Origin of the sequence: Muricauda sp. SCSIO 65647, from assembly GCF_021534965.1 — a bacterium.
Lineage (GTDB): Bacteria > Bacteroidota > Bacteroidia > Flavobacteriales > Flavobacteriaceae > Flagellimonas_A.
On record NZ_CP091037.1, the window covers coordinates 3,741,929 to 3,763,289 of the forward strand.

The window sequence follows — 21,361 nt, forward strand, 5'->3', positions numbered from 1 at the left end:
GCTACTTTTAGAAAAACACTGAACCATGAAAAAAGTCTTTTTGAATTTGGCAGGTTTTCTGCTTTTTTCCTGTGGAAGCTATAACTCCATTGACAGTTTTTACGAGGCCCATAAAAACGATGCCCAGGTAACCGCTATTCGTGTACCACGCTTCATGTTCTCATTGGCCAGCGAGATTTCCCCTGAAATGAAATCTTTGGTGGGCAATACCAAAGATTTGCGCTACATGCAGTTTCCGAGCACCACAGAATCCCAGACCCGATTCTTGAACGATCAGATGAATTCTTTTGCAGGCGGCTCATTCATTGAAGTGTTCAGAAAAAATGACGAGCTAAAGCGCAATGTGGTATCTATTCGTGAGAAGCGTGATGTGGTCAAAGAAATTTTGATCTACAACAATGACAATGTAAATGGCTCTTTTCTTTATTTCAATGGTAATTTTGACCCCATGAAAGTACGTGAACTTGCCAAAAACAATGAGTTTCAGAATTTTTCAAACGGACTCTTGCCGCAGTTCAACTTACAGACCCCGGGGGTGGTCAACGAGTAGCGGCCAACGCCTTTTCACGAATGATTTCGGCCACGGGCCTGTTCTGCAGATGGCTTTCGAGCCATGAGAGAATATCCAAATACAAAAAGGCCCGTTTTTCATAGGGGTGATCTTCATATTTCTTCAATTCGTCATAGAGCTTTTGAAACTCGCTTCGAAGTTCATTGGGGTAGATATCGCCAAGACCCCTCAAAAACTTGATCATCTCTTTTTGAACAGCATGTAGATCGTTCATTTTCAGCAGAAACTTGTAGGTACTCTTGAGCTGTACCTCAAGATGATAGTCCATGCCCGCTTCATAATGGGCCACCAAACTTAGAACGCGGGCAAAGCACATCAGGTCTTCGCGCATTTTCAATTGCTTGTTGGTGATGATACGCTTTAAATACGCAATGCAGTTCTTGTGGTCGCCTACACCGAAATAGAGACAGGCAACCTTATAGTACAACAGCATCACATGATGTTGGTCGATGCGGTCACGGTGTTTTTTGATTCCATATTCGATAATGTTCACCAAATACAGTCCTCTTTCGAAGGTCCCTTCCAAAAAGTGTAGGTTCAATTTGTTGGAGTTGATGTACAGAAAAGACAATGAAGCGATGTTGTCGTTCTTTGGAAAGGCCTGACTGTTGACCATGGCCTCTAATTTTTCAAGGGTATCCTTGAATTGGGAAGCATACTTTACGAAGAACAGCGACTCCAATAAATAATGGTTTCCCTTTAGATAGAACACCGGGTTCAGGTAGATCATCTCTTTGTTTTCATAAAAGAGATCCACCCATTTGCTAGCGTATTTGTAAGATGACAAAAAGTCTTGGGTCAGCAGGCTATACCAGAGATGAGCCTTATACAGCCAGAGTTTCTCACGAAAGTCCAGTTCTTCGATCTTGAATTTGGGAAGATGTTTTTGAAAATAATCCTGTACCCGTTCAAGATCTTCATCATTTCGTGCATAGCCCACCTTCAGAATCATTCCATAGAGCTGCAATGACAGGTTTGATAGCTTGCTCGTCATTACATTTTGCTCAGATAACTGCTTTGCCTGTAGGGCCAATTCATCTGCTCGATCTGGAATACTTCGGGTGATGTACTGGGTCTCGATGATCTTTTCGAGCTCTACGATCTCATAGGCCACATTTTTCTCTTCATGTGCAATGGCCACTTGCTTGGCCTTGTCCAATAGTTTTAAACTCTGCTTGTAGAGTCCTTTTTGATAAAGAATAGTGGCAAAATCGAGCTGTTCCCTTATCTGTACCCTAATGTTTTGGTTTACCGGGTTTAACCGCAAACTGACCAGTATCTGTTTATATAGATGTGCCTTTAGGTTTGACAACTGTGTTTTTTTGACAATACCGCTTTTCAAAATGACGGCCTCATCATACTCACGCATCTTGTCGAGTAGGTTGAACAGGGCCAAAAATTTCGCATCGGCATTGACCCCCAATCGACCCACGTACAGCTTGAACTGTCGCTTCTCAGATTTTGAAAGGGATTTCACCAATACGAAAAGTGTATCTTTTTGGGTATTTGTCATCGTAAAAAATATCGCTTAAATAGCTGTTTTACAGCGTATTGAAACAAGCAAAAAACAGTTTAACATTGTAATGGATTTTACCACTCCATCTCTTCGGAAAAATACAAGGTTATCTTCGTATGTTCTATAGAAAACCTTCTGAAAACATGGGTAAAGATAAGGTACAAATTTTTGACACCACACTGAGAGATGGCGAACAAGTGCCGGGCTGCAAATTGGACACAGGACAGAAGTTGGTCATCGCCGAACGACTTGATGATTTGGGGGTAGATGTCATCGAGGCCGGTTTCCCGATTTCGAGTCCCGGTGATTTCAAATCAGTGAACGAAATTGCCAAGCTTGTCAAAAACGCTACTGTGTGTGGCCTGACACGCTCTGTCAAAAAAGATATCGAAGTAGCGGCAGAGGCCATTAAAGATGCGAAGAAACCAAGAATCCATACAGGAATCGGTACTTCTGATTCGCATATCAAGTTTAAGTTCAATTCAACTCGTGAAGATATACTTGAGCGTGCCGTCGCCGCAGTCAAATATGCCAAATCTTTTGTCGAGGATGTTGAGTTCTATGCCGAGGATGCCGGAAGAACCGACAACGATTATCTTGCAAGGGTCTGCGAGGCCGTTATCAAGGCCGGAGCCACCGTCTTGAACATTCCCGATACCACAGGATACTGTTTGCCCGAAGAATATGGCGCCAAAATGAAATACCTTAAAGAGAATGTCAAGGGTATCGAAAAAGCAATTCTTTCATGCCACTGCCATAATGATCTAGGTCTGGCCACGGCAAACTCCATTTCAGGGGTCATCAATGGGGCACGGCAGATAGAATGTACCATCAATGGTATCGGTGAACGTGCCGGCAACACTTCTTTAGAGGAAGTCGTGATGATTTTGAAACAGCACCCCTATTTGAATTTAGATACGGGCATCAATACCCGATTGTTGTACGATACCAGTCAGATGGTGTCTGAAAAAATGGGCATGCCCGTACAACCCAATAAAGCTATTGTCGGCACCAATGCATTTGCGCACAGTTCGGGCATTCACCAAGATGGGGTCATCAAAAAAAGGGAAACCTATGAAATCATCGATCCAAAAGATGTGGGCGTAAGCGAATCATCTATTGTATTGACCGCCAGAAGCGGTAGAGCGGCATTGGCCTACCGTGCAAAAAAGGTGGGCTATGAGTTGACCAAATTGCAATTGGATGCCGTTTATGAAAGATTTCTTCAATTCGCTGATCGAAAAAAAGAAATTATCGATGAAGACATTCACCAAATTGTCGAGACCAGCAACATCGATGTCAAAAGTTTGGCCTGATGCCGTTGCTATCATTCTGAAAGTAGGTCGCTCACTGTCTCTTCGAAATCTATTTTGAACGCTTCATACTTTTCACCCGTGGCCGGCCCGTTGAACCCCGTATGTATCTTTCGAACCTTTCCTTTCTTATCGATATAAATGGTCGTCGGATATGATAGTACATGATTGAGCATCGGCAGTTTCTCATTTGCCTTTAACTTGCTCGAAGTGCCAAATTGTGCCAGTAAAATCGGATATGGCACCCCTACCCTATCTTTTAATCTTTTGATGCCCTCAAAGGCTTTTTCCTTTGTCTTGGCATACTCAAAGGCCAATGCGATCATTTTCAGGTCGGGGTGTGGATTCTTTTTCAGGTAATCAACATAAAACTTGGTCTCATCGAGGCAATTGGGACACCAAGTGCCCATGATCTGTACCAACACCACCTTTTGTTTGAATGCTTCATCACCCATGCCCACCACGTTTCCATTGACATCTGGAAAGGAAAAATCAAAACGTTCAAAGTCTTTCCTCAAAAATGTGAGACTATTGGCATCGGGCAGCTCATAACCTTCATTGCGCCTCGCCATGAATTTTTCAACAGAATGATTTCCCGAGTAAAAGTGTCCATCAAGGGTACTATCGGTAGCATTGGCCACAAAAAGAAAGGCATGTGCGCCATCGAAGGTCGAGAGCTTAAGACTATCGCCATCGACCACACCCTCTAAATATCGATAATCTCCCGTAGTGGTACGAAAGGTGCCCGTTACTTTTTCATCATTTTGCACAAAAATTCCCTTGGCCATATAGGGGTTACCGGTATCATAATCGAATACTGTCTCCCATATACCTGAAATGTTCGTCAAAGGGGGCTTTGAGCTGTCGAACCTTGGTCGCTCACCAAATGTTGCGGTGAAGGGTACAACGCGGTCTAAGCTTTCCTTAATAAAATCCCCTATGATTTCGGTATCTGAAAAAGTACCCGCGATATATCCTTCAAAAACGGGCATTTTTATTATGATAGAGTCACCGTTAATGGCTATCTCATCAACAGAAACCCGTTCTTCACCATTTTTTACCTTAAAAACATAGTGGCCGTTATTTTTTGTTACATCTAGGTTAAAGGGCAGTATTTCATTTTCTGAAACCTGCATTTTTGCCCACCAAGAGCCCTCTTTCAATTGAACACTTTTTTTCTCTTGGCATGAACATACCAGAAGCATGACAAGGATAGATAATCGAAGTCTTTTCATATTCGCCAATTTATCAATTAAATCTCAAATATAAAGCCGTTTTCAAGAGCATATATACAAGGCGTAGATGTATTGAATGTAGCCCCAATGTTATATCTTTGCCGCTTAAATCGAGTGGATGAAAATTTCGTACAACTGGTTAAAGCAGTTTTTGAAATTAGACTGGGAGGCTGACCGAACAGCTGAACTACTTACCAACTTGGGACTTGAAGTTGAGGGGGTCACTTCTTTTGAGTCGGTCAAAGGCGGGTTAAAAGGTGTGGTTGTAGGCCATGTACTGGGTTGTGAAAAGCATCCGAATGCCGATCGTCTAAAACTCGCCATGGTCGATATCGGCCAAAACGTGCCTGTACAGATTGTGTGCGGTGCGCCCAATGTCGAAACAGGTCAAAAAGTAGCGGTCGCGACCATCGGAACCACTTTGTATTCACAAGAAGGTGAGCTTTGGCAGATCAAAAAGGGAAAAATACGTGGTGAAGAAAGCCATGGTATGATTTGCGCCGAAGACGAACTTGGCCTGGGTACCAATCATGATGGAATTATGGTGCTCAGTGAAGTGTTGACACCCGGAACCCCGTGCAGTAAGGTCTTTGAGGTCGAGCATGACGAGGTCTTCGAAATTGGCCTCACTCCCAATAGGTCAGATGCCATGAGTCACTATGGCGTCGCAAGAGACCTAAAGGCTGGGTTAGAGCGACTCGAACTAAAAAAAGAACTGATCACCCCTTCGACCAGCAATTTCTCGATTGACAACCGATCGCTCAAAATTGGTGTTGATGTTGAAAACAGCGAACTGGCACCAAGGTACTGTGGGGTGACCATCAACAATATTTTGGTGCAAGAATCACCCACATGGCTCAAAAATCGATTGAAGGCCATTGGTCTCACCCCAAAGAACAATGTGGTCGATGTCACCAATTATGTGCTACATGAGCTGGGGCAACCGCTGCATGCCTTCGATGCTGCGAAAATAAAGGGCGGTAAAATCGAAGTGAAGACCCTACCAAAAGGTTCAAAATTTGTTACGCTCGATGGTGAAGAAAGAGAACTGCACGAAGAAGATCTGATGATTTGCGATGCCGAAAAGCCTATGTGTATCGCCGGTGTTTTTGGCGGCATACATTCAGGTGTTACTGAAGACACCACCTCAATCTTTTTAGAGAGTGCTTATTTTGACCCTATTTCAATTAGAAAAACGGCCAAAAGGCATGGGTTGAATACCGATGCCTCATTTCGTTTTGAAAGGGGCGTCGATATTGATTTCACGGAGTATGCACTTAAACGGGCCGCTGTTTTGATCAAAGAGATTGCCGGGGGAGATATCAGCTCTGCAGTGGTCGATCTATACCCCAATAAGAAAAAAGACCACCAAGTTTTCTTGAGTTTCAAAAAAATCGACAACCTGATCGGAGAGGAAATTCCGCGTGATACCATCAAATCGATTTTGGCTTCTTTGGAAATCAAGGTAAGCAATGTTACCGAAGCCGGACTCGGACTCACCATACCCTCTTATCGAACCGATGTTGAACGTGAAGTGGATGTTATTGAGGAAATTCTTCGCGTGTATGGGTACAACAATATCGATTCAAAAGAAAAGCTTACGTCATCGATCATCAAAACTTCAAAGTATGACAACCATCGACTTCAGAATATTGTGGCCGATACATTGATCAGCTTGGGTTTCTACGAAATCATGACTAACAGTTTAATGCCCGCAGAAACCGCTGAATTTTTAAAGGCGGAAAAACCTGTTTCGATGCTGAATCCGTTAAGTTCAGATCTTTCGGTCTTGAGAACGACCATGATCCATTCTGGATTGCAGGCCATCGCCTACAACAGCAACAGACAGAAACAAAATCTTAAATTTTTTGAATTTGGAAAGACCTACCGCAAGAAAGTGGACGGTCATGACGAAAAGCAACATTTGGCACTTTATACCGTTGGAAACCGATTTGACAATACTTGGACCCAACCCATGGGAAAAACCGATTTCTACTACTTAAAGGGAATTGTGAAAGCGGTTCTTGACAGGTTGGGCCTTACATCACTTGAAGTAAACACAGAAATAGGCGAAAATCTTGTAGAGGGACTTTCCTACGTTCATGGCAAATTGAAAGTTGTTGAGTTCGGTATTCTCAACAAAACCGTTGTGACCCATTTTCATATCAAGCAAGAGGTATTGCACGCTGATTTCAATTGGGATGCCATATTGCAATTAATGCCGAAAGAGAAAGTATCGTTCAAGAGCATTCCAAAATTCCCTGAAGTAAAGCGAGACTTGGCATTGCTCATCGATGAGCAAACACAGTTCAAGGATATTCATGCCACTGCGCTGAAAACCGAAAAAAGCCTGCTCAAAGAAATCTCCCTTTTTGATGTTTACACCGGAAAGAACATTCCAAAAGGCAAGAAGTCGTATGCGTTGAGTTTTACCCTTTTAGATGAAAAGAAGACACTTACCGACAAGCATATCGATAAAATAATGGGTAAGTTGCAAGAAACCTTTAAGAGGGAGTTCGGAGCAGAAATACGATAATCTTGAGATCCCTATCCTTAAATCTTAACAGGCACGATCACATTGTCTATGACATGAATAACGCCGTTTCGCTGTTGTGAATCTGCTTTGACAATTTGGGCACGGTTGCCAAATTCATCTGTCAATATAATGTCAGAGCCCTCAATGGTAGCGAATATCTTTTTGCCCTGAACAGTGGTAAAAGAAGCTTCTCCCTCTCCCCTACAAAGCGATAGTAAAATTTTTGAGGCGCTGATCTCTCCGGCTACGATATGATATTTCAAAAGCGATCTCAAAGCCTTTTTGTCCTCAGATTTCAATAGATGCTCCATTTTGTCTTCAGGTAGGCAGGTGAACGCCTCATCCGAAGGGGCAAATAAGGTAAATGGACCTTGACTGTGAAGAATTTCCTCTAGATCGGCAGCTTTTAGGGCAGCGGCCAAAACACGATGGTCTTCAGAACCAAGGGTGGTCTCTGAAATGGATTTTTCATTAAAGGTATATACCGGAACCGCTACGGAAGATAGGCTTTTTACCTGTGAAAACAATGATGATGGCAAAAGGATGCCAAGCAAAACAAGGGCAAGAAATGGGACTCTCATAAGGGGTACGGGGCTATAATGTTCTTCAAATTCAACTTTCGGAATGACACATTCACCGATGCCTAATCGATGAAATGCACGAAACATCGACAAGATAACATTTTGAAGGAATTACTGGCATTAAAACTCTTGCAGTTCATAGAAATTAACAAAATGTTAACATTTCTTTTCGTCAACGTATCTTTACAACCACGGGTTCATTCTTTAATTTTGGGAAAAGCTATGAAAAAACATGTTCTTGAAAAAAACCAACATTGAAGATAAGTTGCGGCGACTTGCCCAAAAAAATGTCGTGGGCGACCAAATACTGGAAGAGGTGTATCAAATAATTAAAGAAGATGCGCTATCAACAGTACGAATTGAAAACGAATTGGCCAATTCGCCCAAAGCAACGGTGAACCAATTTGTATTCGATTTATTGGACACCGAAAATATATTCCACATCGATCAAATCAAAAAAATCTGTATTGACTATCGCCTTCGTTTTTTAGACACCAAATACTTCAAAGGAAAGTTTCCGCCCAGTGCGGTTTCAAAAATCAAAAAACTTGAAAGAGACCACGGCACACAACTCAAGGGTTTTAAAATCATGGCACCTTCAAGACTCTTCAAATTAGAGGACAAAGATGATCCCCTGTTATTTGCACCGCTTGGCAATGGCTATTATTACTTGGTTCATAAGTGGGGCAACGATTTACACCCTCTTCGAAAACTTTTGGTCTGGCCGTTTAAGGGCATCGGCAACCTGATCATCTTGGTATTGCTCATAAGCTATATCTCAACCTTGCTGATACCCAATGGATTGTTTTCTAAATCAAGCTCATCGTCAGAGTTTTGGATCATTTTCTTTTTTGTGTTCAAGTGCATCGCCTCAATAGTGATTTTCTATGGCTTTGCCTTGGGCAAGAATTTTAATCCCGCTATTTGGAACAGCAAATACTTCAATGCTTGATCAGACGGCTGGTACTGCGTACATTTTTTCACGTTGCGCCCGAATCGATTTGTCTGACATATACTCATCAAAGGTCAAGTAACGGTCAATGACGCCTTTGGGTGTCAATTCAATGATTCTGTTGGCCACGGTCTGCACGAATGCATGGTCATGGGTGGTCAACAAAACCGTGCCCTTGAACTTTTTTAGCGAGTTGTTGAAAGCGGTGATACTCTCAAGGTCTAAATGGTTGGTAGGCTCATCAAGCATCAGCACATTGGCCCTAAGCATCATCATGCGACTCAACATGCAACGAACTTTTTCGCCTCCTGATAGCACGGTGCTTTTTTTGAGGGCCTCTTCACCACTAAAAAGCATTTTTCCCAGAAAACCACGAATATAGACCTCTTCCCGCTCCTCTTCTGTCTTGGCCCATTGTCTCAGCCAATCGACAAGATTGATGTCCTCATCGAAAAAACTGGAGTTATCGGCCGGCAAATATGACTGCGTGGTCGTGACCCCCCACCTGAACGAGCCAGAGCCAGGTTTCATATTGCCGTTCAAAATTTCATAAAAGGCCGATGTGGCGCGAGAATCCCTTGAAATGATGGCCACCTTATCTCCTTTGGCCAAATTGATGTCGGCGTTTTGAAAAAGCAGCTCACCATCTTCTGAAGAAGCGGTCAGTTTTTCAACATTCAAAATCTGATCGCCCGCTTCACGCTCCCTGTCAAAGATGATGGCAGGGTATCGACGGCTAGAGGGTTTTATGTCTTCAACTTTAAGTTTTTCAAGCATCTTCTTGCGAGAGGTCGCTTGTTTGCTCTTGGCGACATTGGCGCTGAAACGCTGTATGAACTCTTGAAGTTCTTTGGCCTTTTCTTCAGCCTTTTTATTTTGCTGTGCGCGCTGTCTCGCCGCCAATTGGCTACTTTCATACCAGAAAGTATAGTTGCCTGAAAAGAGATTGATCTTGCCAAAATCAATATCGGCAATGTGTGTACAGACCGCATCTAAAAAGTGTCGATCGTGTGATACCACAATCACCGTATTTTCATAATTGGCCAAAAAGTTTTCGAGCCAGTTGATCGTGTCATAGTCGAGATCATTGGTCGGCTCGTCCATGACCAGTACATCAGGATTGCCGAAAAGGGCCTGCGCCAACAAAACCCGAACTTTCAACTTTGAATCGATATCGCCCATTGCGCTATAGTGCATGACTTCGGCTATGCCCAAATTTGATAAGAGGGCAGCGGCATCACTCTCAGCGTTCCAACCATCCATTTCTTCAAATTGCACCTGCAGTTCACCTATCTTCTCTGCGTTCTCATCAGAGTAATCGGCATAGAGGGCATCGATCTGTTGTTTGAGCTGGTGAAGAGGTTTGTTGCCCATGACCACGGTTTCCAAGACCTGAAAGTCGTCATAGGCATTATGGTTTTGCTCAAGAATCGACATCCGTTTTCCTGGTTCGAGATGTACACTGCCTGAAGTAGGTTCATTCTGCTTGGCCAACAATTTCAAGAAGGTAGACTTGCCTGCCCCGTTGGCACCAATAATGCCATAACAGTTACCCTGTGTGAATGTTGCGTTCACCTCGTCAAACAAGACTCTTTTTCCAAACTGTACGGATAGATTTGATACCGATAACATAGCGTTTCAAAATTTTTTGCAAAAATAGCCAAATTTATGGCTTGGCAACAATTTAAATCATACATCTGAAACCACTAGAAAACAGCGTTTTACAACATTTAACCAACCGTTAACAACCATGGTTTCATACGATTGTTAGTTTTGTTGGTCGAAAGTATACTGATTATATGGTTAGAGTTTTACTCGGTATCTCTTTGTTGGTGGTGCTTGGCTGTTCAGAAAAAACCAATGAAAGCGCCAAAGTGTATTTTGCTGGAGAGATTGTCAACCCTACCAGTGATTACGTTGTTCTGTTCAAGGATGACAGTGTCATAGATTCCGCACAACTTGATGATAACAATCGATTTTCATTTTCCCTTTCAGGCATGGAGGAAGGCCTTTACCATTTCGACCATTCGCCTGAGCTGCAGTACGTCTATTTCACGGAAGGAGATAGTATACTCATTCGTTTGAACACCGTTGAGTTTGACGAGTCCCTCGTATTTTCTGGCAAAGGAAGCGAAATCAATAATCTTCTGATTGAACTTTATTTGACACATGAAGAAGAAAAGCCTCTGGTCTACTCTTATTATAAGCTCGAACCAGAAGTGTTCACAAGTAATATGGATTCGCTCAGACAGGCAAAACTTGATTTGTTGGGCAGCCTACATGAAGAGTACGAAATCGGTGATAATGCCTACAAAATGGCAAATGCGTCCATCGATTACAATAACTACATTTATCGTGAAGAATATCCGTTCTACCATAGAAAAAAGACCCAAGAAGACAAAATACATGAATTCGGTGAAGAGTTTTACGGTTACAGACAGCATTTAGACCTTAACAATAAAGACCTTGCCTACTTCACCCCCTATTACCGTTACCTGAAGAATTATTTTAGCAACTTGGCTTATATGACCTGTTCTGAAGGCTGTGGTATGGAGATGCTCAAAACAAAAAACCACCTTCACTACAACAAGCACAAACTCTATTTGATCGACAGTTTGATACATGAAGAAGAACTGCGCAACAACTTATTTCGAAACGTGGCCATGGACTATCTTTTGAAAGAGCATAAGTGGAATGAAGACTGTGACAAGTTCATTGCCAAGTTCAGCAAGCTTTCAACCAATGAAAAGCACGTTGAGGAAATCAATGATCTATATAAGGGCATTCAACGTTTGCAACCCTCGAGCAATGTTCCTGAATTGACACTCATCAACAATACAGGAGAAAAAGTGAGTTTAAGGGATATCACCAAAGAAAAGAAAACTGCATTCTATTTTTGGTCGGGCACCCAAAAAGGGCACTTGCGAAATATTAGTAAGCATGTTGCCAAACTGAAAGATAAGCATCGTGAATATAATTTTGTGGGCATAAACCTGAGAACTTCACATGATCAATGGCTCAATCTCTTGAATGAATATAATTTAGATACCCAATATCAATATCGAAGTGATGACTTTGAGGCCATACAGAAAGGTCTCATTCTCGACAATCTCAATAAATGCGTCATTACAAACGATTCTTTGGTCATCGACGCATTCGCCAACGTTTATTATTCTTTCAAAAAATAAACCCCGCGAACAAACTTGAGTGCGAGGGGTCTGGATGCTTTATAAAAAGTAGTCTTTACGAATTTCCTTTTTTGTAATCTGCCAAAAACTTTTCAAGTCCGATGTCTGTCAATGGGTGCTTAAGCAGCCCCAAAATGGCGGAAAGCGGGCCGGTCATTACATCAGCACCAATTTTGGCACAGTCAATGACATGCATCGTATGGCGTATGGATGCCGCAAGAATCTCGGTCTGAAAATCGTAGTTGTCGTAAATATGCCTGATTTCAGAAATAAGGTTCAATCCATCGGTAGAGACATCATCTAAACGGCCGATAAATGGAGAAACATAATTCGCCCCTGCCTTGGCGGCCAATATAGCTTGCCCTGGTGAAAAGACCAAGGTGCAATTGGTTCGAATGCCCTTATCGGAAAAATATTTTAAGGCCTTCACTCCGTCTTTGATCATGGGCACCTTCACCACTATCTGTTCATGTAGATCGGCCAACTCTTCCCCTTCTTTCACCATACCGTTGAAATCTGTGGCCACCACCTCTGCCGATACATCTCCCTCAACTATGTTACAGATGTCGACATAATGCTTCATGATATTGTTTTTACCCGTGATGCCCTCTTTGGCCATTAGGGAGGGATTGGTGGTCACACCATCTAACACACCCAATTGTTGGGCTTCCTCGATTTGATCAAGATTTGCGGTATCTATAAAAAATTTCATGCTTTTTATGAGGTTTTAAGTTCTGCTAAAATTCACTGCGAATTTACAACAATAAAAAGTCGAATTTTTATATTCTTGGGTAAAAAATATGGATTGGAAAGTTTCAGTCGATCACTTGAATGGTAAACTCCCTAAAGACAGAATCTGCGCATGTAGGGCTACCATCGTATCCATCGATATCATAGGCTTCAACAAATAATTCAACTTCAAACCTATAAGTGCCCTCTTCTTCGGGAACACCAAAAAACTCGATTGATCTTCGGTTGATATCGTAGAAAATTCCTGGTGGCAATTCTCCATAAACATCAAAATTGTAGAAGTAGTCGTTGTCGTTGACCTCGTTGCGTATCTCAGCGGTGACAAGGCCATAATACTCTTCACCCACAAGACCAAGCTCCAATGGCCTATCATGAATTTCTGGATCGATATTAAAAATGCACTCGTAAATTTCATCACAGCCCTGAAGAAGAAGTAGGCCAGCCAGAAAACAGAACCCCAGAAGTCTTTTACCTTTTTCCATGTTTTTTGAAAATCAAAAAACGTGCCATCACTTCATAATTTATAGTGATTGAGCAAAAGTCTTTCATAAACCTTGCCGGGTAAAATTTTCTTTAGCACAATAGAGAGTTTTTGCATGAATGCGCCAACCAGATAATGAACTCTCGGATTTTTTTTCTGAATTACGCGATAGACCATTTTGGCCACTTGTTGCGGGTCTGCTCCGGTATTTACATGTTCATTGATCAAACTCAGGGTTCTACCATATTCTTGCTCATAGGCCGAACCACTGGTTACCGGGGCATGATATCTTCCGGCGGCGATATTGGTGGCAAAATCGCCCGGTGCGATGTTGGTGATGGAAACTCCAAACTTTTTGGTCTCCATTCTCAATGCCTCAGTAATCAATCCCAAGGCACCTTTGCTGGCCGAATAATACCCTCGAAACGGCAGGCCCATATAGCCGGCTATCGATGTTGTGTTTATGATCAGGCCCCCACCCTGTCTTCGCATTTGGGGCAGCACGGCCTTCATCATATGTATCGGGCCATGAAAATTGGTGTCGAAAACATTCAAGATTTCCTCATGTGGGGTTTCCTCAATAGGGCCTGTAATGCCAACACCGGCATTGTTGATCAACACGTCTAATCGCCCTTCCTTTGAAGTCACCTCTTCTACGGCCGATTTGGCGCTTTCGGGCGATTTCACCTGTAATTGAATGAGTTCAAAAGCATTGAAGTCAGAATGGTTTTTTAGATTTCTAGTGGTTCCATAAACCTTGTACCCCTTTTCTGAAAGATAGATCCCTATTGATTTTCCGATCCCAGAAGAGCCACCCGTTATCAACACGACCTTTTTTTCCATAGAAATGTCCTTTCCCTACAAAGAAAAGCATAAATATGTAATGGATGGAAGAGATTACGGCACCGTATGTTTTGGGTACAAAAAAAGGCAAGCTACCTACATCGCACCGCTACGACCACATACCCTTGCTGCGTTCCCGCCCTGGGGGATTCTGCAGGAGCTGGTCGTGTAGGACTTGCCTATGCAAATATACGACCTTTTAAATTTGTGGCAATCGCCGCACATTCTTAATTTCGGGGAGAATTCTGTTGAAGTTATACCTCTTTATATGCTTACCCGTATGCTCAAAATACTACATTCTTCAATCATTTTACTGTTCTTTTTGGCCTGTGGCGGAGAAAAAGACCCGGCCAAACTTTTTGATATACAACTTGAAGGAAACAAAAAGAAATTTCAGAAGAACCAAACCGTTGCCGTGGTACTGAAAAACAAGAAAGACCTGCCCGTTGAAAAAGTTGAATATTCAATTGACGGAAAGACGCTTGCACTGCACGATGATAAGATCACTTTTGATATAGAGAAACTCGGCAACAAACAACTTATGGCAAATGTGAGCTACGAAGATCGATCGGTGATCATCTCAAAGAAAATCAAGGTGCTGGCCGAAACAGGCCCTGAAGTGTATACCTACGAAATCATAAATACCTATGCCCATGACCCTTTGGCATACACCCAAGGTCTTGAGTTCAAAGGTGACACGCTTTTCGAGGGAACAGGTAAAAAGGGAAGCTCGACCCTACGAAAACTGGATTACAAAACCGGAAAGATCTTACAACAAGTCGATCTAGACGAATCGGTTTTCGGTGAGGGCATTACCATTTTGAACGATAAGCTGTACCAACTGACCTGGCAGAGCGGCATTGGCTACATCTACAATGTGAACACTTTGCAAAGACAGGCCACTTTCAACTATGGCAAAAGCAAGGTGGGCTGGGGGCTCTGCAATGACGGAAACCAGCTGTACAAAAGTGACGGCACAGAAAAAATCTGGTTACTGGATCCCGATACGCTTCAAGAAGAAAGCTATATCGAGACCGTTACCAACAAGTCTATTTTCAACAAGGCCAATGAACTGGAATATGTCGATGGAAAAATCTACGCCAATGTCTATCAGAAAGAGAGCATGATGATTATCGATGCCCGATCGGGCGCCATCGAAGGGGTGGTGAATTTCGGTGGACTCAAAAGCAAAGTGACCCGAGGCAAAGGGTGGGATGACCTAAATTCTGTATTGAACGGTGTGGCATATCATAAAGAACGCGGCACTTTTTTTGTCACGGGAAAAAACTGGGACAAACTCTTTGAGGTAAAAATCGTCAAAAAATAGTATGCGCCGGTATGCTGAAACGCGAAAGGTCGTTCATGGTGATCTAGACGAACTCGATCATGTGAACAACATTCGCTATATACATTGGATACAGGAAATATCAAAGGCACATTGGCTATCGGCCACAAATGCAACCCTTCAAAAATTGGGCATTTGGGTAGTTAGAAAACACGACATCACCTATTTCAAGTCGGCGCAATTGAACGATGAGCTATGTTTGGTCACCCATGTGCAACAAATGAAAGGCCCTATTTCAACAAGGGTGGTTGAAATATCGGACAATAAAACAGGGGTTTTATTGGTTAGAGCTATAACCGATTGGTGCTTTTTAGATACACAATTGCTTAGACCAAAACGAATACCCGAAACAGTGAACAAGCTTTTTCAGTAAACGGGCAGACCCATGCGTAATTTTGTGCTTATACTTGTTGCCGCCATACTTTGCATAAGTGCCGGATCTTGTCGAAAAGATTTTGATTTCGAACCTAGTGAAGGTAATCTCGAATTTTCAAAAGACACCGTTTTTTTAGATACCATTTTCACCAACATCGGCAGTGCCACCTATACGCTCAAAGTGTATAACCGTTCAAACAAAGACGTACAGTTGCCCTTTGTTGGCCTTGAGGGTGGTGAAGAAAGTGATTACCGTATAAATGTCGATGGCCTATCGGGCAAGACCTTTAGCGATATTCCCCTATTGGCAAAAGACAGTTTGTTCGTGTTCATCGAGACAACATTTGATATCTCAAGTGTGGGCGAAAACGAATTTTTATATACAGATGCCCTACTTTTTGGGGCCGGTGATCAACAACAACGTGTTGAACTGGTCACCTTGGTCAGGGATGCCATATTTCTGTACCCCAGAACACTTTCTGATGGCACCAAAGAAACACTGTTGCTCGGTCTTGATGAGGAAGGAGATGAAATACGTATTGAAGGATTTTTTCTTGAAGATGATGAGCTGCGCTTCACTGACGAAAAACCATATGTCATTTATGGATATGCGGCCGTTGACGAAGGAAATACATTGACAGTCGATGCCGGCGCACGTGTCCATTTTCACCAAAATTCGGGCATTCTGGTCACTTCGGGCGCTTCAATACAAATCAACGGCGCGCTGAGTGAAGATGGTGAACTACTCGAAAACGAGGTGATTTTTGAGGGAGATCGATTAGAACCTGGCTACGCCGACCTATCTGGCCAATGGGGCACTATTTGGTTGGCCGAAGGAAGCATTTCAAATCACATCGAATATTTGACCTTAAAAAATGCCACGGTCGGTTTGTTGGTAGAGGGTAATGCCGAATCAAGTGAAGCAAAGCTCATTCTAAAAAGCACACAGATTTTCAATAGTTCAAGTATAAACCTGTGGGCACGTAACTCATATATCAATGCCGAGAATTTAGTACTTGGCAATGCCGGACAGAGCGCACTTTATTGCAGCCTTGGCGGAAGATATGATTTTGCGCATGCGACCATTGCCAATTATTGGAATACGGGTTTTAGAAATAGCCCTGCCGTGTTGATCGATAATTTTGAAGAAACCCCGACACAAACGTTAGGTGGTGACTTGAATTCGACAAAATTCTCAAACTGTATCATAGATGGCAACAGGGATATTGAGCTGTTATTGAACAGAGACGATAGATATGGTTTTGAATTTGCCTTCGAAAACTGCTTGATCAAGTTCAATGATGTGAATGAAATATATACGAACAACCCCTTGTTCAATTTTGAAGACACGTCTAACTATCGAGACATCCTCTTAAATGGCAATACCCTTTTTGTGGGCCCCAATGAAAATGATTTTCGTATCACCGTAGATTCTGGGGCCATCGATTTTGGTGACGCCAATACGGCACTGCTGGTCCCCTTTGACATCATGGGCAATGATCGCACACCTACCCCCGATGCAGGAGCCTACGAATATGTTCTCGGGCAATAGGCGACGAAAATTCTTGTTAAAAAATTGAAAATCAGGTTTTTTTGCAGGAAAACCACAGTTTTTTTAAGGTAAAAATGCAATCGTTATTTTTTGGTACTTAGTAACTTGCGGCTAGCGAAGATGCTATGGACTATACGTACGCCATAATCGATTCTGACGCTGCCACTCACCTACAACTGCAATTGCAATTGCAAGAATATGGTGATTTCAGCTGTACGGCCACGGCCCAAAATATCAATGAAGGCTTGAACGCCATCTTGAAGTTTTTGCCCGATGTGGTAATCGTAAACCTGAGCAATGAAACTACCGATTGTCTGCAGATGGTCGCCGAACTGCACCAATTTCTGAAAAAGATTCCACTGATGATTGGTTATGCCAAAGACAAAGACCATGCCTATGATGCGCTGAAAAGTGGTTTTTTTGATTATTGGCTGTTGCCGCATAGCGAATTTGATATACGCAAGACCATTTTTAGAATTCGCAAAGAGGTACCTGCCGATAGCGTACCCACAACCATCTGCCTAAAGTCATATCGTGATTACCATTATTTGAACACCGATGACATTCTTTATCTCAAGGCAGACAACAATACCACTGATTTTATCATGAGGGATGGTAGCACGGTAAGCGCTTATAAGACACTCAAGACCTTCGAAAAAAAGCTACCGACAAACTTTATTCGCGTTCACCAAAGCTACATTTTGAACGGTAAGTATGTGGCGCGTATCAATTATGGCAAGTCGATCTGTACGCTGAAGAACGACAAAAGTCAGCTACCTTTTTCTAAGTCGTACCTCGATAAAATCGATGCCTTGAAGAACATGCTCTCCAAAAACAGCATCAAGGCATCTGAATAATCAAATTCTAGCAAATCGTTAACATTTACTAACAGACCTGGTGTATTTGCTCATACATTCAAATACGGTTGGTGTTAAAACCAAGTAATTTCTTAGTTTGTAAGAAATTACTTAACAATCTAATTTTTAACACTTTAAACGAGACACGAAAATGAGAAAGACACTTGGTATTTTGGCCCTATTGGTATTTGGGCTGGGGACGATTGCTTGTGAAGCCGAAACCAATTTGGAGGAGACTGAAGCCCTGTTTGAGAATTTAGATGATACGGCCTGCGATGGATGTGGAAGTTCCTCTAGTGATAGAGATGGCCAGTAACTGAACAATAATAAATTTCGAAGAAAAAGCCCCATGCTGGTTTCAGTATTGGGGCTTTTTTTTATCTTGTAGGTAGTGTTAGCCAGACGAATGAGGGAAATTACTACAAAAACCAACCTTTTCTTTAGTGCCGCCCTAATTCTTTTCATCTGGGGATGTGAACAAAAAAAGGATTACGATCCAAAAAATCATAACGTATCAAAAGATAGCGTGGCCCTATGGATAACGGAGGCACGAAATAATGATGCGCTATTGTCAAATCAAAAAAAGGGATTGCTCGACAAAGCATTCGAATATGCAGAGGCAAACTATTCTGACAGTGTAAAGACGAGGGCCTATTCAAAAATATCCCTGGCATTTAAAAGTCTTGGTGATACCTTGCGGTTCAAAAAAATAAATGCCGACCTGATGGTCTTGGCCCGTAAGATTGAAGACTACCAATCGTTGGGTGAGGCCCATTGGGATTTAGGAGCAATGTATAAGTTAATCAAACCCGACAGTGCCTATTACCACTATAAAGAAGCATACCAGCTTTTTTTGGAAGCGGACCTAGAGGAATCAGCAGAATACTATCCTGGCTGGATGCTATATGCCATGGCCCAAGTGAAGAATAACAACAAAGATTATATAGGAGCCGAAAAAGATATTGTAAAAGCCATCTCCTTTTTTAAAGAAAACGAAATTGAAAATAGACTATTTGATGCCTATAATCTCTTGGGGAATATTCAAATAAGACTAAACAGTTTTGATAAATCACTAGAGTATCATCTTACTGCAAAAGATTATTTAAAAGAAAATGCCACAAATTGGTTTGGCAAATTTATTTTCCACAAAAACAATGTTGCTTTCACCTACCTGCAAAAGAAAGATTATGAGAGGGCAAAAACGCTCTATGATGAGCTGATCGCTATTGATAGTTTTCAGGCCAAAGAACCAAGGTCATATGCTAGGGCCCTAAGCAGTCTTGCCTATGCCAAGTTCAAAAATGGTGATAAGAATACCGACAGTATCAAACAGTTGCTTCGCCAATCACATAAAATTTTAGATAGTTTGGGAGACATTTATACCAAAGCCCGTAACCATGAGTTCATGGCCGAGGTACTGGCCCATGAAAGAGATACCGCCAAGGCCATACAAGAAGCATTGGCCTCTAAAACAATTGCCCAAGAGACCAACAATAATGACCGTTTGTTGAGCACTTTTGAGCTATTGACCAAAATCGATGGAAAAAACAGTGCCGCCCATGCCACAGCCTATTTCAACCTGAACGAAGAATTGCAGGCCCAAGAGCGGAGCATTCGCGATAAGTTTGCCCGAATACAGATGGAGACCGATGAGGTCATCGAACAGAATGAGGCACTGTCAAGGCAAAAAAGAATCTGGGTCAGCGTGGCCGTGGGGCTATTGTTACTGGCCATTGCCGTTTATGTGATAATCAACCAAAGGGCAAAAAATCAAAAACTGAAGTTTCAACAAAAGCAACAAGAAAACAACCAAGAAATCTACAACCTCATGCTGGCCCAACAAGGCAAGTTTCAAGAAGGTAAACAGTTAGAACAAAAACGAATATCAGAAGAATTACATGATGGCATATTGGGTCAAATGCTGGGTATACGGCTTATTCTTACTGGCTTGAACGAGCGTGAAGATGAGGCATCGGTCAACCAAAGGGCCGAGCTTATAGAAAAATTGCGAGAACTTGAAGAAGAGATCAGAACCATTTCGCATGAACTCAATGCCGCTTCCTACCAAAAAATTCATAACTTTATATTGGCCATTGATGATTTGGTCAAGTCAATAGGTGAATCTGCAAAAATTAATTGCTCTTTTACCTATGATGATGAAATGGATTGGGACAAGCTTTCTGGAAATCTCAAGATCAATATGTACCGAATTGTACAAGAATCGTTGCAGAACTGTGTAAAGCACGCGAAATGCGATAATGTCTTGGTCAATTTTGAAGCACTTGACGACAACCAATTGAAAGTGACGATCAATGATGATGGCAAAGGGTTTGACATCAATAAGGGCAAGAGGGGCATCGGTTTAAAAAATGTGATTTCCCGTGTTGAAAAAATAAATGGCGTGTTGAGCATTAATAGCAAAATAGGCAAAGGCACATCGGTCACCGTAACCTTTGACAAAATATACAATACCGATATGCCCACCGGTGAACTATTGGGATCGACCTTCGCGCAACAAACATAAAATGTGATTAGTATTGAAAACACTACGAATATTAGCGATAGACGACCATGAAATGACCATGCTTGGTTATAAGTTCATCTTAGAGCGCTTGGTCTTTGATGATACCAACATCATAGTCGATACGGCAAACACCTTTGATACTGGAAAGGCCAGAATCGAAGAATCGGTGAATTCATTCAAGTATGATATTATATTTTTGGATGTTCAACTGTTTCCACCCGATGAAGACCAGCCCCATAACGGTGAAGACCTAGGTGTTTTGGCCCGTAAACTAGTGCCCGAGTCAAAGATTGTCTTTATGTCATCGTTCAGTGACAACTATAGGATCAACAGTATATTAAAGTCTGTCGACCCTGATGGCTATCTTGTAAAGACCGATATTGACCCTAAAACACTTGAAGATGCCATAAAGACCATTATTGATGGTACCCCTTACTACTCTGCAAAGGTATTGTCGGCCATTCGCAAAAAAATGTCGAACGACATCATTTTAGATGAAAAGGACAAGAAAATATTATACCACCTCTCTATTGGCACCAAAACCAAAGATCTTGAGAACCATGTCCAATTATCATCCTCTTCCATAGAGAATAGAAAGAGACACCTAAAGTCACTTTTCGGCACTGAAAACAAAAACGACCTTGCTCTTATCTTAGAAGCCAAAAAGCGAGGATTTATCTAAATTCTCTTCACGAAAAAGAAGTAGCAGCTTTACTTTTATCGATTTTAACTTTTTTTTAAC

The 21,361-nt window shown here is 42.1% G+C and carries 19 protein-coding genes and 1 other RNA gene; 12 read left to right on the forward strand and 8 right to left on the reverse strand.

Features of this window, described 5'->3' with window-relative positions:
- Nucleotides 1–25: 25 nt before the first annotated feature.
- Nucleotides 26–550: a DUF4252 domain-containing protein gene (locus L0P89_RS16585; RefSeq protein ID WP_235266234.1), complete on the forward strand. Its 525-nt coding sequence runs from the start codon at nt 26–28 to the stop codon at nt 548–550.
- On the opposite strand, the gene L0P89_RS16590 is transcribed toward L0P89_RS16585, so the two are convergent.
- Nucleotides 540–2,084: a hypothetical protein gene (locus L0P89_RS16590; protein WP_235266235.1), complete on the reverse strand. Its 1,545-nt coding sequence runs from the start codon at nt 2,082–2,084 to the stop codon at nt 540–542. The genes L0P89_RS16585 and L0P89_RS16590 overlap by 11 nt on opposite strands.
- A 146-nt stretch (nt 2,085–2,230) precedes the next feature.
- Here L0P89_RS16590 and L0P89_RS16595 point away from each other — a divergent pair, with 146 nt between their 5' ends.
- Nucleotides 2,231–3,403 (forward strand): 2-isopropylmalate synthase, encoded by a 1,173-nt coding sequence (locus L0P89_RS16595; protein WP_235266236.1) that lies wholly within the window; start codon nt 2,231–2,233, stop codon nt 3,401–3,403.
- A gap of 11 nt (nt 3,404–3,414) precedes the next feature.
- On the opposite strand, the gene L0P89_RS16600 is transcribed toward L0P89_RS16595, so the two are convergent.
- Entirely contained in the window at nt 3,415–4,635 is a 1,221-nt protein-coding gene (locus tag L0P89_RS16600) for a peroxiredoxin (RefSeq protein ID WP_235266237.1), read from the reverse strand.
- A gap of 118 nt (nt 4,636–4,753) precedes the next feature.
- On the opposite strand from L0P89_RS16600, the gene pheT reads away from it, so the two are divergent.
- A complete protein-coding gene (gene pheT / locus L0P89_RS16605) occupies nt 4,754–7,171 on the forward strand; it encodes a phenylalanine--tRNA ligase subunit beta (protein ID WP_235266238.1) in 2,418 nt (805 codons plus the stop codon).
- Between the two features lie 17 nt (nt 7,172–7,188).
- On the opposite strand, the gene L0P89_RS16610 is transcribed toward pheT, so the two are convergent.
- Entirely contained in the window at nt 7,189–7,839 is a 651-nt protein-coding gene (locus tag L0P89_RS16610) for a fasciclin domain-containing protein (protein ID WP_235266239.1), read from the reverse strand.
- A gap of 145 nt (nt 7,840–7,984) precedes the next feature.
- Here L0P89_RS16610 and L0P89_RS16615 point away from each other — a divergent pair, with 145 nt between their 5' ends.
- Complete coding sequence (locus L0P89_RS16615; protein WP_235266240.1) at nt 7,985–8,704, forward strand: hypothetical protein; 720 nt, start codon at nt 7,985–7,987, stop codon at nt 8,702–8,704.
- Here L0P89_RS16615 and L0P89_RS16620 read toward each other — a convergent pair whose 3' ends face one another.
- Nucleotides 8,705–10,336, reverse strand: coding sequence for an ABC-F family ATP-binding cassette domain-containing protein (locus tag L0P89_RS16620; RefSeq protein ID WP_235266241.1), 1,632 nt, complete (start codon nt 10,334–10,336; stop codon nt 8,705–8,707).
- A 167-nt stretch (nt 10,337–10,503) separates the two neighbouring features.
- On the opposite strand from L0P89_RS16620, the gene L0P89_RS16625 reads away from it, so the two are divergent.
- Nucleotides 10,504–11,892, forward strand: coding sequence for a TlpA family protein disulfide reductase (locus L0P89_RS16625; RefSeq protein WP_235266242.1), 1,389 nt, complete (start codon nt 10,504–10,506; stop codon nt 11,890–11,892).
- Between the two features lie 55 nt (nt 11,893–11,947).
- Here the strand turns inward: L0P89_RS16625 and fsa are convergent, their stop codons facing one another.
- The 4 genes from fsa to ffs all read right to left on the reverse strand — a co-directional run bounded on the left by fsa (nt 11,948) and on the right by ffs (nt 14,147).
- Complete coding sequence (gene fsa / locus L0P89_RS16630) at nt 11,948–12,604, reverse strand: fructose-6-phosphate aldolase (RefSeq protein WP_235266243.1); 657 nt, start codon at nt 12,602–12,604, stop codon at nt 11,948–11,950.
- A gap of 103 nt (nt 12,605–12,707) precedes the next feature.
- Nucleotides 12,708–13,124: a hypothetical protein gene (locus tag L0P89_RS16635; RefSeq protein ID WP_235266244.1), complete on the reverse strand. Its 417-nt coding sequence runs from the start codon at nt 13,122–13,124 to the stop codon at nt 12,708–12,710.
- Nucleotides 13,125–13,156: 32 nt separating this feature from the next.
- Nucleotides 13,157–13,966: an SDR family oxidoreductase gene (locus tag L0P89_RS16640; protein ID WP_235266245.1), complete on the reverse strand. Its 810-nt coding sequence runs from the start codon at nt 13,964–13,966 to the stop codon at nt 13,157–13,159.
- Nucleotides 13,967–14,048: 82 nt separating this feature from the next.
- Nucleotides 14,049–14,147: signal recognition particle sRNA small type (gene ffs / locus L0P89_RS16645), an RNA gene on the reverse strand.
- A 99-nt stretch (nt 14,148–14,246) separates the two neighbouring features.
- Here ffs and L0P89_RS16650 point away from each other — a divergent pair.
- The 7 genes from L0P89_RS16650 (at nt 14,247) to L0P89_RS16680 (ending at nt 21,301) form a co-directional block, all read left to right on the forward strand.
- Nucleotides 14,247–15,293 carry a glutaminyl-peptide cyclotransferase gene (locus L0P89_RS16650; RefSeq protein WP_235266246.1) on the forward strand — a complete coding sequence of 349 codons (1,047 nt, stop codon included), beginning with the start codon at nt 14,247–14,249 and terminating at the stop codon, nt 15,291–15,293.
- A 1-nt stretch (nt 15,294) separates the two neighbouring features.
- Nucleotides 15,295–15,684 (forward strand): acyl-CoA thioesterase, encoded by a 390-nt coding sequence (locus tag L0P89_RS16655; RefSeq protein ID WP_235266247.1) that lies wholly within the window; start codon nt 15,295–15,297, stop codon nt 15,682–15,684.
- Nucleotides 15,685–15,696: 12 nt separating this feature from the next.
- Entirely contained in the window at nt 15,697–17,238 is a 1,542-nt protein-coding gene (locus L0P89_RS16660) for a hypothetical protein (protein ID WP_235266248.1), read from the forward strand.
- A gap of 125 nt (nt 17,239–17,363) precedes the next feature.
- Complete coding sequence (locus L0P89_RS16665) at nt 17,364–18,095, forward strand: LytTR family DNA-binding domain-containing protein (protein ID WP_235266249.1); 732 nt, start codon at nt 17,364–17,366, stop codon at nt 18,093–18,095.
- 151 nt (nt 18,096–18,246) lie between these two features.
- Entirely contained in the window at nt 18,247–18,411 is a 165-nt protein-coding gene (locus L0P89_RS16670; RefSeq protein ID WP_235266250.1) for a hypothetical protein, read from the forward strand.
- Nucleotides 18,412–18,501: 90 nt separating this feature from the next.
- Complete coding sequence (locus tag L0P89_RS16675; RefSeq protein WP_235266251.1) at nt 18,502–20,619, forward strand: ATP-binding protein; 2,118 nt, start codon at nt 18,502–18,504, stop codon at nt 20,617–20,619.
- 13 nt (nt 20,620–20,632) lie between these two features.
- Entirely contained in the window at nt 20,633–21,301 is a 669-nt protein-coding gene (locus L0P89_RS16680; RefSeq protein ID WP_235266252.1) for a histidine kinase, read from the forward strand.
- The last annotated feature ends 60 nt before the right edge of the window (nt 21,302–21,361 follow it).

What these genes read in the sequence shown, in the direction of transcription:
- L0P89_RS16585 (WP_235266234.1), top strand. Translation starts at nt 26, where the DNA reads ATGAAAAAAGTCTTTTTGAATTTGGCAGGTTTTCTGCTTTTTTCCTGT.
- L0P89_RS16590 (WP_235266235.1), bottom strand. Translation starts at nt 2,084, where the DNA reads ATGACAAATACCCAAAAAGATACACTTTTCGTATTGGTGAAATCCCTT.
- L0P89_RS16595 (WP_235266236.1), top strand. Translation starts at nt 2,231, where the DNA reads ATGGGTAAAGATAAGGTACAAATTTTTGACACCACACTGAGAGATGGC.
- L0P89_RS16600 (WP_235266237.1), bottom strand. Translation starts at nt 4,635, where the DNA reads ATGAAAAGACTTCGATTATCTATCCTTGTCATGCTTCTGGTATGTTCA.
- pheT (WP_235266238.1), top strand. Translation starts at nt 4,754, where the DNA reads ATGAAAATTTCGTACAACTGGTTAAAGCAGTTTTTGAAATTAGACTGG.
- L0P89_RS16610 (WP_235266239.1), bottom strand. Translation starts at nt 7,839, where the DNA reads ATGTTTCGTGCATTTCATCGATTAGGCATCGGTGAATGTGTCATTCCG.
- L0P89_RS16615 (WP_235266240.1), top strand. Translation starts at nt 7,985, where the DNA reads ATGTTCTTGAAAAAAACCAACATTGAAGATAAGTTGCGGCGACTTGCC.
- L0P89_RS16620 (WP_235266241.1), bottom strand. Translation starts at nt 10,336, where the DNA reads ATGTTATCGGTATCAAATCTATCCGTACAGTTTGGAAAAAGAGTCTTG.
- L0P89_RS16625 (WP_235266242.1), top strand. Translation starts at nt 10,504, where the DNA reads ATGGTTAGAGTTTTACTCGGTATCTCTTTGTTGGTGGTGCTTGGCTGT.
- fsa (WP_235266243.1), bottom strand. Translation starts at nt 12,604, where the DNA reads ATGAAATTTTTTATAGATACCGCAAATCTTGATCAAATCGAGGAAGCC.
- L0P89_RS16635 (WP_235266244.1), bottom strand. Translation starts at nt 13,124, where the DNA reads ATGGAAAAAGGTAAAAGACTTCTGGGGTTCTGTTTTCTGGCTGGCCTA.
- L0P89_RS16640 (WP_235266245.1), bottom strand. Translation starts at nt 13,966, where the DNA reads ATGGAAAAAAAGGTCGTGTTGATAACGGGTGGCTCTTCTGGGATCGGA.
- L0P89_RS16650 (WP_235266246.1), top strand. Translation starts at nt 14,247, where the DNA reads ATGCTCAAAATACTACATTCTTCAATCATTTTACTGTTCTTTTTGGCC.
- L0P89_RS16655 (WP_235266247.1), top strand. Translation starts at nt 15,295, where the DNA reads ATGCGCCGGTATGCTGAAACGCGAAAGGTCGTTCATGGTGATCTAGAC.
- L0P89_RS16660 (WP_235266248.1), top strand. Translation starts at nt 15,697, where the DNA reads ATGCGTAATTTTGTGCTTATACTTGTTGCCGCCATACTTTGCATAAGT.
- L0P89_RS16665 (WP_235266249.1), top strand. Translation starts at nt 17,364, where the DNA reads ATGGACTATACGTACGCCATAATCGATTCTGACGCTGCCACTCACCTA.
- L0P89_RS16670 (WP_235266250.1), top strand. Translation starts at nt 18,247, where the DNA reads ATGAGAAAGACACTTGGTATTTTGGCCCTATTGGTATTTGGGCTGGGG.
- L0P89_RS16675 (WP_235266251.1), top strand. Translation starts at nt 18,502, where the DNA reads ATGAGGGAAATTACTACAAAAACCAACCTTTTCTTTAGTGCCGCCCTA.